Annotated in this window: 15 protein-coding genes; 6 read left to right on the top strand and 9 right to left on the bottom strand. The window is 45.5% G+C overall.

The window, feature by feature from the left end:
- Position 1: 1 nt before the first annotated feature.
- Entirely contained in the window at positions 2-1,441 is a 1,440-nt protein-coding gene (locus tag KNQ12_RS10145) for a GntP family permease (RefSeq protein WP_035398062.1), read from the bottom strand.
- A gap of 239 nt (positions 1,442-1,680) precedes the next feature.
- On the opposite strand from KNQ12_RS10145, the gene KNQ12_RS10140 reads away from it, so the two are divergent.
- From KNQ12_RS10140 to KNQ12_RS10130, 3 genes are read left to right on the top strand one after another with little or no spacing between them, the layout of a single operon-like run.
- Complete coding sequence (locus tag KNQ12_RS10140; RefSeq protein ID WP_214747901.1) at positions 1,681-2,796, top strand: GGDEF domain-containing protein; 1,116 nt, start codon at positions 1,681-1,683, stop codon at positions 2,794-2,796.
- Positions 2,797-2,851: 55 nt separating this feature from the next.
- Positions 2,852-3,019, top strand: a complete 168-nt coding sequence (locus tag KNQ12_RS10135; RefSeq protein WP_023467823.1) for a hypothetical protein — start codon at positions 2,852-2,854, stop codon at positions 3,017-3,019.
- Positions 3,020-3,032: 13 nt separating this feature from the next.
- Positions 3,033-3,437 carry a DUF350 domain-containing protein gene (locus KNQ12_RS10130; protein WP_023467822.1) on the top strand — a complete coding sequence of 135 codons (405 nt, stop codon included), beginning with the start codon at positions 3,033-3,035 and terminating at the stop codon, positions 3,435-3,437.
- Positions 3,438-3,588: 151 nt separating this feature from the next.
- On the opposite strand, the gene KNQ12_RS10125 is transcribed toward KNQ12_RS10130, so the two are convergent.
- Positions 3,589-4,143: a hypothetical protein gene (locus tag KNQ12_RS10125; protein WP_023467821.1), complete on the bottom strand. Its 555-nt coding sequence runs from the start codon at positions 4,141-4,143 to the stop codon at positions 3,589-3,591.
- 1,780 nt (positions 4,144-5,923) lie between these two features.
- On the opposite strand from KNQ12_RS10125, the gene KNQ12_RS10120 reads away from it, so the two are divergent.
- Positions 5,924-6,493 (top strand): hypothetical protein, encoded by a 570-nt coding sequence (locus KNQ12_RS10120; protein WP_214747898.1) that lies wholly within the window; start codon positions 5,924-5,926, stop codon positions 6,491-6,493.
- A gap of 148 nt (positions 6,494-6,641) precedes the next feature.
- Here the strand turns inward: KNQ12_RS10120 and KNQ12_RS10115 are convergent, their stop codons facing one another.
- The 4 genes from KNQ12_RS10115 to trhA all read right to left on the bottom strand — a co-directional run bounded on the left by KNQ12_RS10115 (position 6,642) and on the right by trhA (position 10,155).
- Positions 6,642-6,902: a hypothetical protein gene (locus KNQ12_RS10115; RefSeq protein WP_214747894.1), complete on the bottom strand. Its 261-nt coding sequence runs from the start codon at positions 6,900-6,902 to the stop codon at positions 6,642-6,644.
- Positions 6,903-6,923: 21 nt separating this feature from the next.
- Positions 6,924-7,622: a ribose-5-phosphate isomerase RpiA gene (gene rpiA / locus KNQ12_RS10110; RefSeq protein WP_214747891.1), complete on the bottom strand. Its 699-nt coding sequence runs from the start codon at positions 7,620-7,622 to the stop codon at positions 6,924-6,926.
- A gap of 42 nt (positions 7,623-7,664) precedes the next feature.
- The gene (locus KNQ12_RS10105) at positions 7,665-9,308 is read right to left on the bottom strand and encodes a M3 family oligoendopeptidase (protein WP_214747888.1); all 1,644 of its coding nucleotides are present in this window, start codon (positions 9,306-9,308) and stop codon (positions 7,665-7,667) included.
- Positions 9,309-9,507: 199 nt separating this feature from the next.
- Positions 9,508-10,155: a PAQR family membrane homeostasis protein TrhA gene (trhA, locus tag KNQ12_RS10100; protein ID WP_023467814.1), complete on the bottom strand. Its 648-nt coding sequence runs from the start codon at positions 10,153-10,155 to the stop codon at positions 9,508-9,510.
- A gap of 112 nt (positions 10,156-10,267) precedes the next feature.
- On the opposite strand from trhA, the gene KNQ12_RS10095 reads away from it, so the two are divergent.
- Positions 10,268-10,783 (top strand): DUF1836 domain-containing protein, encoded by a 516-nt coding sequence (locus tag KNQ12_RS10095; RefSeq protein ID WP_214747885.1) that lies wholly within the window; start codon positions 10,268-10,270, stop codon positions 10,781-10,783.
- A gap of 54 nt (positions 10,784-10,837) precedes the next feature.
- The gene (locus KNQ12_RS10090) at positions 10,838-11,803 is read left to right on the top strand and encodes a DUF4003 family protein (RefSeq protein ID WP_214747882.1); all 966 of its coding nucleotides are present in this window, start codon (positions 10,838-10,840) and stop codon (positions 11,801-11,803) included.
- Between the two features lie 71 nt (positions 11,804-11,874).
- Here the strand turns inward: KNQ12_RS10090 and KNQ12_RS10085 are convergent, their stop codons facing one another.
- The 3 genes from KNQ12_RS10085 to KNQ12_RS10075 form a co-directional block, all read right to left on the bottom strand.
- Positions 11,875-12,138 carry a hypothetical protein gene (locus tag KNQ12_RS10085; RefSeq protein WP_058265222.1) on the bottom strand — a complete coding sequence of 88 codons (264 nt, stop codon included), beginning with the start codon at positions 12,136-12,138 and terminating at the stop codon, positions 11,875-11,877.
- 61 nt (positions 12,139-12,199) lie between these two features.
- Positions 12,200-13,954, bottom strand: coding sequence for an EAL domain-containing protein (locus KNQ12_RS10080; RefSeq protein ID WP_353047614.1), 1,755 nt, complete (start codon positions 13,952-13,954; stop codon positions 12,200-12,202).
- Between the two features lie 32 nt (positions 13,955-13,986).
- On the bottom strand, positions 13,987-15,621 hold the full coding sequence (locus KNQ12_RS10075) for an ATP-binding protein (RefSeq protein ID WP_251055784.1): 1,635 nt from the start codon (positions 15,619-15,621) through the stop codon (positions 13,987-13,989).
- Between the last annotated feature and the right edge of the window lie 13 nt (positions 15,622-15,634).

Here is a 15,634-nt window from a genome sequence, read left to right as displayed (position 1 = left end):
CTTAGTACAAACCAGTCAAGCTATACAATCCGATCATCAAGAAGACCGTCACTGTCTTGAGAATCGTAATCATGAAGATGTCCTTATACGACTGACGATGCGTCAGCCCCGTAACGGCAAGTAACGTGATGACGGCACCGTTATGCGGTAACGTATCCATCCCGCCGGACGCCATCGAGATGACGCGATGCATGACTTCCGGTGGCACGCCGCCTGATGTGATGGCTTGCGTATATTTATCCGACATCGCACTTAACGCAATCCCCATTCCACCCGATGCGGAACCGGTGACACCAGCTAGTGTTGTCGTCGTGACAGCTCCGTTGACAAGCGGATTCGTAAATGTCTCTGAGATCCCGCTTGAGACGGACTTGAATCCTGGCAATGCTGCGATGACGCCTCCGAAACCATACTCAGCACCTGTATTCATGACCGCTAGGAGCGCGCCACCGATACTGACGTTCAGACCAGCTTGGAAATTCGTCTTGATCTTCGGGAAGTCATACAGCATCGCTGCGAGAATTCCGATCAATAACGCCATTTGGACGGACCAGATCGCAAGAACGGCCGGTGTCTCGATCTTTCCAAATGCTTCTAGACCGATTGCTGAAAAATCGAATCCTTCCGGATACCATTTCGGAATCGAGAGTGTGAAGACTTTGTTCATGACGGCAACCAGGACGAGTGGAACGAAGGCAAGGACTTGCCGATAGACCGGTTGACGATCCGTCTCGAGCGTCATTTCTGGTTCATTCTTCAACTCCATTTGCGGTGCGGCACTTGCAGCTGTTGCTTCAAATCCAGCGTATCCTTCCCCAGCTTGATGGGCTTTTTTCTTGCGTGACTCGAGGTACCACATGCCGACGACTAGGATGAACAATCCACCGACCGTTCCCATGATCGGTGCAGCGTAGATATCCGTTTTGAAGAACGTCGTTGGGATGACGTTTTGAATCTGTGGTGTTCCTGGTAAGGCATCCATCGTGAACGTGAATGCACCAAGGGCGATCGTTCCCGGGATGAGGCGCTTCGGGATGTTCGCTTCGCGGAACAAGTTCGCTGCGAACGGATACACAGCGAAGACGACAACGAACAGGCTGACGCCGCTATATGTAAGAATGGCGCCGAGTAAGACGATGGCAAGAATGGCACGCTTCGCACCGATCATACGGATGATCGTCTTTGCGATTGACTCCGCGATACCGGACATCTCAACGACTTTTCCGAAAATCGCCCCGAGGAGGAAGACCGGGAAGTACGCCTTGATGAAGCCGACCATCTTTTCCATGAAGATATTCGAGAAGAAAGGTAACACCCAATCCGGGTTCGTCAGTAGGACGGCGAACAAGGCACAGATTGGCGCGAATAGGATGACCGAAAAACCACGATAGGCAACGAACATCAATAAGGATAAGGCAAGAAGAATGATGACAAGTTCCATAAGTAGATCTCCTTCGATTTTAGTAAGCGCTTTCATATCGCTTCTTCATCATTTAACAACGCAGTGTCGAAGAGGTCAATTAAATTCCGTCAAACTATAAGTACAGCTTATAGAAATCATAAGTTCACATTATAGACACAATTGCATCAAATAGATTATTTTTTCAAGGAACAGGAGTTAGTCCTTTTATGGCGTATGTCTTTTAAGTAACGTACTTTATTTGAAGGGATGGACATTTCATGAAAAGCATCCTTTTTGACGTCTTGCATAACGTGACGCTATTAATGGCTGGTTTCTATCTGCTCGGAAAATTATCACCGCTCCCGATCACCCGTGAATCCCCATGGCTGACACGCGTATTGTACGGTCTAGCTCTAAGTGTCATCTCGTTACTACTCATGCAGATGACGATTGAAGCAGCACCTGGCGTCATGGTTGATTTGCGTCATATTCCGGTCGTCGTCGCTGCCTATTTTGGTGGCGCCATCCCGACAACGATCGTGACGATTGCAATTATCATCTATCGTTTCAGTTTAGGAACGAATCTAGCAGCCTTCACCGCATTCGGCTTCATTGTCGCCATTGCTTTAGGAACGAGCTTAATCGTTCGCGAAGTGCCACCTTATGCAAAACGAACATTCACACTCGTGACGCTCTACGCGACGGCTTTACACGCTCTTGTCTTATGGATTGTCTTACCGAAACAGATTCTTCTACTTGAAGTGATGGCAGTCGTCATTCCTGCATCGTTCGTCAGTAGCTGGCTCGCCCTACTGATCATCCGCGATATTCGGTTGACCAAACAATCATTACGGATGCTTCGGCAAAAAGCGCAACTCGACTTTTTGACAGGATTGAACAATTCACGCGCCTTTAATGAATACTTCACGGATGTCAAACAGCGATTGATTCTAACCAAACAGTCGGTCGTGTTGTTGACGATCGACATTGATCATTTTAAACAGGTCAACGATACGTATGGACATGAGGCGGGCGACGAGGTGCTACGGCAGTTCGCCAATCGACTGCGCGATGGAGTGGCAGAAAGCGGGTATTTATCCCGTAACGGCGGTGAGGAGTTTTCAGTCCTGTTCGAGGGTGTTCCGCTTGCTGAAGTCCTGCCTTTAGCAGAGCAATTACGCGAACGGATCGCTTCTAGTCCGTTCCGACTAGCGACGACAGAGCTACCGCTCACAGCATCGTTTGGTTTAGCCGCATACGATGAGACGACACTGCAAATCGACGATCTTCTACTGGATGCGGATGCTGCTCTCTATCAAGCAAAGCAACAAGGACGGAATCAAGTCGTCCTGTTTTCTCCTAATGCAGAATCTGCCGTCAGCTTTCAAGAATAACGATGGACGTCACCTCTGAAATCCGCTACCTTTAAAGAAGAGGTAGGTGATTGGCATGAAGTTAGCAAAAGGTCCCTATATCCTGATCGGCCTCATTTTAGGTCTCTTGTTCGGATTCATTGGTGACAACTTCTATTTGTATGTATCAGCAGGTATTCTCGTCGGAGCACTGCTTGAATTGTATGTTGCATACGAACAACGCAAAAAAAATAAAAAATCATGATGGAGGTACCAGCATGACATTCAGTGATCTATTCCTTTCAACGCTCTCGTATATCGGTGTCGCGACCGTACTCCTTGCAATCGGTGTCGTCCTGTTCGAGGTGACGACGAAATCAAAGGAGCTCGAACTCATCCGTAACGGGAAGAAAGCAGCCGTCTACGCCTTCGGTGGACGAATTCTTGGTCTTGCCATCGTCCTCTATTCGAGTATCTCGAACTCCGTCAGCATTCTCGATATGGTGTTATGGGGCGCACTCGCGATCGTCTTACAAATCGTCTTATTCTATCTCGCGGATTTACTAATCCCACGTTTGAGCATGACGAAAGAGATTGATGCGAACAACGAAGCAGTCGGCTTGTTACTCCTTTTCTTATCGATTTCGATCGGTTTGATCATTGCAGGATCGCTTACATATTAAAAGGCATGAAAACAGCCCTGGATCATTAGGATTCAGGGCTGTTTAGATTGTATATCATTTAATCCATATTATAGATTCTAGCTTTATAAGGTCGTAATCTAACTGTGTCATTCGAAACGTTCAAATTTATCCATCCTAAACCCCATCCATATTAGTTCCAAACTGAAGTAATTTCTTTTTCAAACATGACGGCCTCTCCTTCTTGAGAACGATCGACCTCATCTTTTATATATTGTGCAGGTGTAACGACCTCATTCCAAGCACTCTTCAGATAGTTTGCTTGATCGACGTTCATCGATTCCTTACCGTGCATATTGCTCGCAACATATTCAAGCGCCTCAATATAAGCAGTATAGTTCTTCGCTACTTTTTGTAAGGATTTTGATTCTGGATCATTCGACTTGAATTGGAAAGATTTTTCGATGTGGTACATCGTATCAATCTTCGACCTTAGTTCATTCATGGTCACATTCTTTGTAATGGAATCACCCGTCGAATAAGGTGCAAAGTTAGCCATATCTCGCATCGATCTATCGATGTAGTCTTTTCGATTGACTGAATTGACGGTCTTAGCATCCATCAACTCCTCATGCTCTTTATCTATATAAGGTGTTGTATAAGGGATATATCCTGCTTGATACGAATACAAGCTTCCCCCGATTAATACAATGACTGTCGAATAGAAATATAAATATCGTTTTTTCAAAATACCCTCTCCTTAATGCTATGAAATTTTATGTATCTTACATCCCTCTATTAAGATCTGTAAAAAATGTTCGGGAGCAGTAGATTCCTCATAACATCATTCATTTCTTTCAAATTGCTACTTTTTCAATCTTTCATCGACTTTTGATCCACGATAAGAAATTTAGAAACCATTACAAAAAGTGGGTACGTTAATACAATGGTGATTAAAATGAAGCCTAAACCAGGGCTTGGCATGTCTCCTTCATTCGTGACTGGAATAATCCTACTTATGAGATATGTGAATAAAACAAAGTAGACGAACCAGGAAAGACAGATGATTCGTTCAAACGACTTATGTAGAGTGGACGTGAAGGTGATCCGTCTAATAAAAAAAGGAATACTGATTAGAGTGAGGCATCCGATCATGATATTCAGAGTCCAAAACATACTTGAAGATATATCAGTAAGTCTTATGATTCGATTGATATTTAGCATGAATTGTAATGGAACGAATAAAGCGATGGCATATAAAAAGCTAGCTATGTTGATGTTTAAAAAGGTTTTCATCCAATGAATCTCCTTTCGAAAACAATGTTTTTCCTTGAATCATGATTGATACAATCCACATCTTACCAGACCGTGCTTTAGGAAAAGAGATTTTGAGTGCTGTTTTTCACTTTTTTTTTAATATTTAAAGTAAGATAGTTCTCTTTTAAATCGTGGTCAAGACTCTTCCATTGTACGTCTATTAAATGACACACTTCTAATGTGTCGTTCAATAAACTAGAATCCTTAGATGTCCACGGGATGAAAATGATATATTAATTAAAGGCTGCATCTTATATCGTTGTACCTAAAATGTTCTCTAACACTCCATTTTATTAATATCAATGAAATCTAACTAAGGGAGACAGTATGAGCGAAATATTAATGTATACCAATCTTGCTATTGCAGGTCTCACGATCCTTCTTTTCTTTACAAAAAAAGTAGAGCAACCAAATTTTCGAGTCCTAGTAATTGGTGTCAATCTATCTATTGTTATAGTAAGTATTGTGCTTTTTATACTTAAAGATAGTGCCACATATGGCACGTTTGTAAAAACACTCTCGATTAGTATCTATATGATATTATTTGTAACCTATGACCTCGCAATTAATCGACTTAGAAACATATTAATCTGGTCTTTCCTAGTATGTGCGACTGTACTCATCTCCGGGCTTTTATTAGAGTAAAACAATAGCGTTAAAATGACCTGATGTAGCAATCAGGTCATTTTAACGCTATTGAGATGAATGTTTCGAGTAAAGAACGAATTCAATATGTACAGTACATGATTAGCTTTTCAAACATCATTGTAATGGATAGATACGTAAAATGATTTACGGAGTAATCATCACCATAACGGAAAAACATACAACAGCCGCTAAAATAGCACCTGTTATCATTTTGAAAACAAATGCCCAGTAAGATAACGATTGTCTGTTATACCGATCCAACTCCCGGATAGGTAAATTAAGTACGAGCAGAATAACTCCAAATGTTAAAATCATAAAAATATTTGTGTTGAGTTCATAGCGACCAATTAGCATTGTCGTGATAAACAGTATAAAACAAGCAATATAACATCGTATTAATAGTCCTTTATTCACATATCCACCTCACGGATCAGCATGATTATTTCCTTTTCCATACTATACATTATAGATTCTATACGTAAGCTTTATTATTTTCGAACAAAAAAGCCTCAACCTGATATAACACATCACCATTTCAACTAAATATACGCAAGGAGAAATGAATGAAAATTAAGCTGCAAACATTAAATGATATCGAAACCAATCAATACATACCGATTAAATCTAATAGTTCTTTTCCTGAAGCTTATTACGCGGATCTTTTAGGAAACATGGATGAAACATCGCTACGGTTCATTTCGAAAAAAATGCAAATCAATATGTTGTATTTCTACATGAGATTTCATTATTTTATCGAGGAAAATGTCACAGAATACTGCCAAGATCAGAATTTATCTATCCACTGGCTAGGTGAAGGAGATAGCTATAAATTCGCTAAAATAGACGTTGATAGCATTCAAAAATTTAAAAAATGTTTTTTCTTAATCAATATAATCACTGAACGCATGGGAGATATCACTTTATTTTCGGTAGGCGATAATTTAGAGATTCCGAGTGGTGAAGCCCTTATAACAGATGGTAGATTTTTTATAACTGAGAACAGCGAAAGGGAATGTGTTACAGTTCTTATTTCGGAAGACGTATATGGCACATTCCGCTTGATGTCTAATGATCCGATGTATACCCCAAAATCCTTACAAGAGAAGTTAGACGAATTGATTTTCTTTGTTTAAAGAGCTACTAACTCATTAAAAAAACTTTCATATTCTTAAAAAACTTTTTCTAAATATACGGCTATGTTATTGCAACTACAATTAAAACGGCTAGAGCCCGTTCAAATCCTGGACTCAAGCCGTTTAAATACCTCATAGCTAATTGCTGTTATTTTTCAAGCTTCTCTAGCTCCGTCCGCGAACGTGGAAAACCATTCGCTTGCCACTCCGACCGATAGATCGAATCCAGTTTCGTCAATCCGACCTCATCCGGGTCTTTCGTAGCATCTGGACTCGGATCCTGATCGAGATGCGCTAAATAGTCTCGTAACGCATCGGTCTGTGTGCTCTGTTCCCGCTTCCTGAACAACAGTAGACTCGCACCGGCAATGACACCCGCTCCGAATAAATATCGTTTTTTCAAGCCCATACGGTTTCCTTCTTTCTTTCCTTAAACCAACCCACCACCGTCACGCAGTCGTGGATGCGCGATACGTTTGACCTTGCCCTCTTCGACCGTCAGCACATGATCGGGCTGTCGCTCGAAGTAACCGGTCTCGAGTACACCCGACCAGCTCTTCACTTCTTTTGCGAATACTCGGACGTCCGAGATGGCTGATACATCGACGTCAAGAATCACGTGACCTCCATCTGTAACGAAGGGACAATCGTCTTTCACGCGTAGCGTTGCTAAGACATGCTTATCACGCAACCGTTGCCGCACATACGGTAACGCAAACGGATCCAGTTCGACCGGTAACGGTCCGCTTAAATGATGAACGAACTTCGAAGAATCGGTCAGATAGAGCAATTCCCGACTCATCAGTGCGACGATTTTCTCGCGAAATAGTGCACCGCCACCACCTTTGATCGTTTGAAATCGTCCGTCAATCTGATCAATCCCATCAATCGTCACATCGATTTCCATTCCCTCTTCCAAGTCAATCAACGGAATGTGTAACTGTTCCGCGAGTCGGACCGTCGCAAGTGACGTCGCCACACCTTGAATCTGTAGTCCAGCCTGCACAAGTGGACCAAGCGCCTCGATGAATCGTTCCGTCGTCGAACCCGTCCCAAGACCAATTATCATCCCATTTTTCACGTAAGTTAGTGCTGCCTCAGCGACTAATTGTTTCTCCTGTTCATACATCCGCATCCCTCCCTACATTTCTGTTCCCGTTTCGATTCGTCTTCAATCGACGGAGAGAGAGGATTCCGTTAACTTCAGGTACTGCTCAATTGCCTGGACGAGCGGTTGCTGGGCTTCCATCCAAAACGCGACAGATGTCGGATCAGCGTCGAGATGACGTGTAACGATCTCATCGATCGTCGCTTGACCGGAATCATGCATGACCGCTTCAAAGACTGTCGAAAATTGACTCGGATTCGCTTGAACCGCCTGATACAAACTATTGCTGAGCAGATAACCGATCGTGTAGGGAATGTTGTAGAACGCAAGATTCGGATTGAACAAGTGACTGATGTACATCCATTTATAGCGCGCCGGTTCAGGCAATACCGGACCATAGGCTAACCGTTCTTCCTCTTGCAGGAGTTCACTTAACCGTTCGGCACTGACTGTCCCTTGCTGACGTTCCGCATAAAAACGTTGCTCGAAACGGAACATTCCGGGAACGATGCTGGCATATTTCAGCCCTTCCCGGATCTTGACCTCTAGGAGAGCGAGCACTTCCTCCCGCTCCGTCGTCTCTTTGATGGCAGCATCGAGCACGAGATTCTCCATGAACGTCGAAGCCGTCTCCGCGATGCTCGTTCCTTTGACTTGATTTAAATACGGTTCGTCTTGCAGTAAATAATTATGATAGGCATGACCGAATTCATGAGCGAGCGTCGCGACGTCCGGATAACTATCACGGTACGTCATGAAAATCCGGCTCTCTTTGGCAATCGGAAAGGCAGCACAGAATCCGCCCTCTGCTTTTCCAGGACGATTCTCTGCATCGACCCATCCCTCACTAAACACTTTTTCCGCGAAGGCGCCGAGCTGCGGATTCAATCGTTTGAATTGTGTCGTGACGATGGTCTCTGCCATCTCAAACGGAACGTGACGCGCGGAGCGATAGGTGTTCGTCTCAAAATCATGCCATTCTCCCGTCACCCGCTCCGCCTGGGCAATCTTCCGAGAGTAATAGGCGTGAAAGAGATCGCGGTGTTGATCGAGTGCTTCCATCATCGCTTTTAGGCTCGCTTCCGAGATCCGGTTCTGCTCAAGCAACTCAGTCAACGGTTGCTCCCAGTTCCGCATCTTGTAGGATTGCAATCTGAAGCCGGCAATCCGGTTCAGAATCGTCGCAAACAGGTCAGCTTCTTGTGCACAAGCGGTGTCAACTGCTGTCGCTGCCGCTAAACGAGCCGAACGGTCAGGTGCGAACATCGCTTCGTGCAGCCCTTGACCGATCGTGACCTGCTTTTTGTCCAAGTCGACGCGCAATGCCATGAAACGCTGTTTGTAGAGCTGCCCCCAGCCTTGGAACCCATCCACACCGAGATCCTGCAATAATTGTTCCTGAACCAGTGGTGCACGACGCGACTGGATGTCACGGCGTTCATTCAAGAAAAAGGCGTATGGTGAACCCGTGACGAGCTCCTCCCACTCTTCTTGTGACAGTGCGGCAATCTTCGTATCGAGTGCTGCCGCCTCACTGCGCACCATCGCTTGCACGATTTCGATCTCTTCGAGCAATGGATGGACTTCTGAGCGCGTGACATCTTCAGCGTACAGACAATAAATGAAGTCGCTCCATTCCTCGACGTCGCGCGCGACTTGCTGATAACGCTCGACCTGTTTTGCCACATTAGCCGGATGTTTCGTCAACGCGGCTTGTATCGTAGCAATTCCTGCTTTGACATCATCAATCGTGTAGAGTGTCTCTAATTACCATCGTGTGTGTTTCATGCTTTTCCTCCTATGCGTGATCTATTCGTTCTTTCATTCGTGAGGACACTCGACTTCTCCTGTATTTTCCATCAGACACAAAAAAACTCCTTCAGCCATTGACTGAAGGAGGACATCCTCATAAGACGAAGAAGTAGACACATAGGAAGTGCGCTAGGCTACCCAGTAGTACGAAGATATGGAAGATTTCATGGAATCCAAGATGTTTGAACGATAAGATCCGTGGCTTCAGCCCATAGATGATGCCACCAATCGTGTAGAAGATACCACCAAGGAACAATAATCCGATGCCGAGCGGTGATAAAACTTGCGCAAGTGGTGTGATCGCAAATACCATGATCCAGCCCATTCCGATGTAGAGCGTCGTTGATAACCAACGTGGACTGTTGAACCAAACCAATTTGAAGGTAATTCCAGAGACTGCAATCAACATGACGATGCTGAACAAGACCCAACCAGTCGGGCCGTTCAGACTGACGAGGCAAAACGGTGCGTAAGACCCGGCAATCAACAGATAAATCATCGAATGATCCAACCGACGCCAGATTGCGATTGCCCGGTCGCTCGCAAGCACCATATGGTAGGTCGCTGAGACGGCATAGAGCGCCATCATACTGACACCAAAAATAATCGCTGCAACGATCGCAAGTGATGCCCCCCGTTCTAACGATGCCTTAATGACAAGTGCCAGTAACCCGACAAAAGCAAAGACAGCCCCTCCAAGATGCGTTAATCCATTAATCGGTTCTCTCATATAAGCTTTCACTTTCGTTCCTCCCCTGATATGTAGTTTCGAATACTACATGGCGTTATATACGTATTCTATCATATGATGGAGAAGTAGAAAGTCCTATTTTAGCGATTTTGGAGGTTTTTTTATGACACATTCTGATGACACGAGACACGATCGTCAATTACGGCTCGAAGATATTCCGAATATCGATCTCTATATGGATCAAGTCATCCAACTGTTCGAGCGGACATTCGAGGAAACGACGCGAAGTACAGATGAGACGATTTTGACGAAGACGATGATCAACAATTATGCCAAAAAGAAATTATTCTTTCCGGTCACGAATAAAAAATATACGAAGGAGCACTTGATTCTGATCAGCTTGATTTATCAATTGAAAAGTTCGTTTTCGATCAATGATATCAAGACGATTCTCGCGCCCTTGAACGAAGGGATCGAACAGGATCAACTCGATCTTGAAGGATTTTACCGTGACTATCTCATGTTAGCAGAGCGAAATACAGCCCGCTTCGTAACGGAACGAGAGGCTCTAACCGCCTCGACGACCGACCCACTGGAACAGATCTTAGCGATGGCTCATATGAGTAACTTGTACCGGCGCGCAGCAGAACAATTGATTGACACCCAACTGAAAAAATAAGAGAACGCTTTCACTGCGTGATACACTAGAAGAAAAGGCAGAGGAGGAACAGTCATGGAGATCGCGACGACTTTCTTGCGACAGCTTGATCACATCGGACCAGAATTCAGAACCTATCAGGATGGTATTCTCATCGAACTGGCATTCGACCGGACAATCGGAACGGAGCAGGTTTCCGCAAGTGTATTGCTTGAGACAGCAGATGACTTAAAAATACGCTTGCGTACACAAACCACCCAGGCATTATTGCTTGCTTCGAAGATTCATGCCTTTGACGCCCACACACCGAGTCGGATTGCTGAGATGATGTCGATTCATGGCTATTTTAAATCGCATCGCTTGTCGCATCCCTTGAATGCCTACTCTACTGCCCTGTTCATCAGCCGTCTTACTCCACAGGACGCGGTACTTGAACGAACGGTACAATTATACACACGCCTCAAAAAACAACATCGGTTCATCGTGTCACCGCTATTGATCTCTTTCGTCTATTTTCATGCTACGACACGCGGTGAGTTAGACGAACTCGCCTCGCGTATCGAAACGGTCTATCAACGACTTAAACGATGGTTCGGACGCGCTCAACAGACGTATGTCGTCGCCTTAATATTCGCTTTATTGCCTGAAGACGATTGGGATCGCTATATCGCACAAGTGGAGGCATCCCGTAAGATACATCGTAAACACCATGTTCCGCTGTCGTTCCACGGCATGCTTGCGTTACTCGGTGATCCAAACGTTCACACTTCGTCACTCGAACGGATGGCAGAGGCGTTACGCTCCGATTTACATTTTAAATACCGGAAGGACTTAGTCTATTTGACAGCAATCCGATTGTATTTAAGTCAACAAACAATCCTGCAACAGCTCTTCCCATCTTCGATTCTCCCACCGGACGGCGCCGACGCGATTCCGTTCTTACTCTTCCCTGTTGATTTGACCGACACGTCCCATGCGACAGACGGCGGGATCGACGGAGGATTTGATGGTGGTGGTGACGGCGGTGGCGGTGGCGAGTAATCTTTTACTCCATCAAAAAAGGCAATCGATATCCAGCATTTCTGCCGGACATCGATTGCCTTTCATTTTAGTTATTCTTTATCTTGCTGGTCTTCATCAGAAGGCTGGACATCGCCATCTTCATCTGAAACATGGGACAAATCGGGAGCCTCTTCACTTGAAGCTTCTTCACTTGATGTGTCTGCTTCTTGATCTGGATGCTTCGATTCTTTTTCATCCTTCGATTTTTCCGGAACCTCCGCATGGTCCTGCGGATCACGCCCCGCAATCTCATCCTTCGTCATTCGGTTACCTGAAGTAATCGGATCCGTTTCTTTATCGTGTTGATCAGCCATTTGGCATCCCCCTTAAAATGTACTTGTTCCACATTTTAAGGTATTCCCGACTGAAGAACGGTTAAACCTCAGCATGCCCTCGTATGATGTCCTCGACGAGTAGTTGATCGATGGGTTGAGGATGATGGACCTCGTATCCTTGCACATACAACAACTCATCTAACGTTTGAATGTGCTGCAGCTGTGACGGTGTTTCGACTTCCTGAATCACGAGCGCGATGTTCAACGTCGACGTCAAGGAATGGACAGAGCGAATCATCGAACGTTCCAGCTGATTTTGAACGAGTCGACGCGTAAAGATTGGATCGAGTTTGACCGCTTGAACAGGCAGGCGTAACAACGAATTGAGTGACGCGTAATGACTGCCGAAATGATCGACGGTCAGACGATAGCCTGCTTGGCGTAACTGTTCCAAGCGTTTGATCGCAAAACGACGACGTGTTTGCAGTACTTCCTCACGAATTTCAAGAATGAGACGCTCATCCGGGAAGTAAGACTCTTCTGTTAGTCGAATTAACTCGGAAAAGAGTTGATCCGACTCGAACTGATTTGCCGATAGATTGACGGCGACGGAAATCTTACGACCAAACGTTTCTTCTAGCCGACGTTGGTCCAAGATGGCCTGACAGATCGTAAATCGACCGATGTCCGGAAAAATCTCCATCTTCTCAGCAATCGGAATGAAATCCGTCGGACTTACGAAGCCAAGCACTGGGTGGTTCCAGCGCAAAAGTGCTTCAACCGCGACATAATGTTCTTGTTTCGCATCGACGATCCATTGGTAATAAAGTTCGAACTGTCCCCGTTCCAGTGCATGCGACAGCTCTGATTCAAGGACCGATGCAAATGGGTGCTGCTCCGCATGTCGGTTCGGATTGACGAACGAGGTTCGACGTTTCCCGTCGTGTTTCACTTGTTGCATCAAGGCTTCCGCCGCGTAGATTTGCGTCTGACGACTCGCCATGTCACCAGTCAGGAGACTGACCCCAGACGATGCCGTCACGTGAATCGGTTCGTCCGCAACACCAACGATTGGTTGTTCAATCGCTTCCGTGACGATGCGAGCATACTCTTCTGCATGCTGTTCGAATTCCTGTTCCTGCTCAAGTGCCGCTAAGACGACGAATTCATTACCATCCATTCTTCCGACGACATGATTCGGTAATGGGACATACTTCAGTCGATTTGCAATTTCGCGCAATACTTCGTTTCCGGATCGGTATCCATGCGTCGCATTGATCGCATGAAAACGGTCGAGGTTCAGTACCATCAGGAATGCCGGATGAATCGTCACGCTTGAAATCAACCGATTCATATAGCGTTCGTTATAGACGTCTGTCAGGGCATCCTTAATGACGTACGTTTCGACATTGATTGATTTACTAATGATGTCGGCATATCGTTCCACAAGTGCGATGTCCTGCTCCTTGAAGTCGAATGGTTGATCATCGAAGGCACATAACGTTCCGATTTTCTCATTCTCCGCGTTTTTGATCGCCACCCCTAAAAAGCTACCGTTTCCAAGAGCTTTCGTGACCGGATGATTGACCGTTAACGGATCATTGAGCAATTCATTGATCGAGACCTTCCCGTCCGTCTCATCGACGACCAACTTACAGAGGACATGTTGGAAGACATGGGTCGAGCCTTCTTCAATCAATTGTCGTTCTTGATTGATCGCCTTGACGACAAAGTTGCTATATGAATCATTTAATGCAAAAAATAACGTATTGATGCCGATTCGTTCACTCAGCTTTTCAAGAATCTCTTCGACGAGCGGATGCAATGCTTCATAACGAATGTGTGAGTTATTCACCGTGTCTTCCTCCTTTCTCAGTCGATTGTCGGTCATGCGTCGAGCGGGAGTTGAATGATGAAGGTACTGCCCTCTCCTTCCGTCGATTGGACGGAAATCGCTCCCCCATGGTCAAGCACGATCATCCGGCAAATCGCGAGCCCTAAGCCGGTTCCACCGATTTTACGTGTATCCGAGTTATCTGCGCGGTAAAACTTATCAAAGATAAAAGGTAGGGCTTTCTCCGGTATACCGAGCCCTTCGTCCGAAACCTCAATCCGTAATTGATCCGACTGATTTGACCCTTTGATCCGGATTGCGCCACCTTCAGGTGAATATTTAATCGCGTTCATGATCAAGTTCGTGAACAGCTGTTTCATCTTTTCACTACTTGCTGAAATCGTATAGGAGCCTGGATCGAACTGGACGCTGATGCGATGCGCGCGACTCGCAAGATCAAACATCGGTTTCATCTCGAACATCAATTGTTTCACATCAAGCGGTTCTTTTTGCGTTCCATGCGTCGAATCTTCTCCTTTTTGAATTTCCAGGATGTCATTAATCAATTCCGCCAAACGAACGGTTTCGGAATGAATCGTCTGCAAATACCGCTTTTGCCGCTTCGGATCGACTTCTCGTTTCATCAATAATTCCGTGAAGCCCATGATGGAAGAGAGCGGTGTCCGCAACTCGTGCGACACGATCGAGACGAATTCTGCCTGCTTGAGATCAAGTTCCTTATCTTTCGTCACGTCACGTAAGACGAGCATCATACCCCACTCGACGTTTGCGATCGCAATCCGCTCGGCGTAAGCACTGAGTAGCAAGTTCCCTCGAAACGCTGATAGTTCGATCGTTTCTCCCGGAATATCTCCATTCATCAGTTGACCGATGTAGTCATGGAGTGCGTCTGGCTGATCGACATGTTCAAACAGCGACGTCGCCCGTTCGTAGGCGTGGCGGAATCCTTGCGCCTGATTGACGAGCTTCGGTGGAAACATGTTCAACAAGGCTTGGTTCGCATAGATTTGTTCCCCACTACTCTCGATGTATAGGACAGCTTCCCGAATCGAGTCGAGGAGCTGATACGTCTTGATTTTTTCATGCTCCATCTGATGAAACAGGAGATGGCGCTCAAGCGTCATTCCGAGTTTTCGTGATAGATCAAGTAAGTCCCCGACTTGCTCTAGATTGAACTGAGGAAAAGCATGACGAATATAAAGTAACCCGACGACTTGTCCATTACTTGGAGATTGGACAGGGATCGCCGATTCGAACTGATCGCCAATCGGTAATTGAACCGATTTACGCATGACGAACGCCCGACGTAAGACTGAATATTGATCGAGATCTTTTTCGATCAGCTCCATCTCGTCGATGCCTTGCGCGACGAAATGATTCAACTGTTCGCGACGGTACAAGAGAATAGCACCTTCTTTTACATCGAGCAGTTGCAACAAGATCGTCAGGACGGTCTCACAGGCCGCTTCGACATTTTGTGTCGCTAACGCTTCCATGATTTCATTTCGTTGCTTCAATTTCAGTTCGACTTCTCGTAAATTCTGTTGTAATCGATTGATTTCACGTTGATCGAGTGATGTGAGTCGTGCCTCAGCTGATGCCGGAACCGTTCCTTGGCGCAATCGGTAAGGACGGTCCTTCGAGTGGTCGCGTAAGATTCGTTTCAACGTGTATCCTCCT

It is taken from the genome of Exiguobacterium sp. s11 (assembly GCF_018619015.1).
Taxonomy (GTDB): domain Bacteria; phylum Bacillota; class Bacilli; order Exiguobacteriales; family Exiguobacteriaceae; genus Exiguobacterium_A; species Exiguobacterium_A indicum.
Note: the sequence above shows the minus strand (reverse complement) of the source record. Positions and strands in the feature narration are given on the sequence as shown.

What these genes read in the sequence shown, in the direction of transcription:
- KNQ12_RS10145 (WP_035398062.1), bottom strand. Translation starts at nt 1,441, where the DNA reads ATGGAACTTGTCATCATTCTTCTTGCCTTATCCTTATTGATGTTCGTT.
- KNQ12_RS10140 (WP_214747901.1), top strand. Translation starts at nt 1,681, where the DNA reads ATGAAAAGCATCCTTTTTGACGTCTTGCATAACGTGACGCTATTAATG.
- KNQ12_RS10135 (WP_023467823.1), top strand. Translation starts at nt 2,852, where the DNA reads ATGAAGTTAGCAAAAGGTCCCTATATCCTGATCGGCCTCATTTTAGGT.
- KNQ12_RS10130 (WP_023467822.1), top strand. Translation starts at nt 3,033, where the DNA reads ATGACATTCAGTGATCTATTCCTTTCAACGCTCTCGTATATCGGTGTC.
- KNQ12_RS10120 (WP_214747898.1), top strand. Translation starts at nt 5,924, where the DNA reads ATGAAAATTAAGCTGCAAACATTAAATGATATCGAAACCAATCAATAC.
- KNQ12_RS10115 (WP_214747894.1), bottom strand. Translation starts at nt 6,902, where the DNA reads ATGGGCTTGAAAAAACGATATTTATTCGGAGCGGGTGTCATTGCCGGT.
- rpiA (WP_214747891.1), bottom strand. Translation starts at nt 7,622, where the DNA reads ATGTATGAACAGGAGAAACAATTAGTCGCTGAGGCAGCACTAACTTAC.
- KNQ12_RS10095 (WP_214747885.1), top strand. Translation starts at nt 10,268, where the DNA reads ATGACACATTCTGATGACACGAGACACGATCGTCAATTACGGCTCGAA.
- KNQ12_RS10090 (WP_214747882.1), top strand. Translation starts at nt 10,838, where the DNA reads ATGGAGATCGCGACGACTTTCTTGCGACAGCTTGATCACATCGGACCA.
- KNQ12_RS10085 (WP_058265222.1), bottom strand. Translation starts at nt 12,138, where the DNA reads ATGGCTGATCAACACGATAAAGAAACGGATCCGATTACTTCAGGTAAC.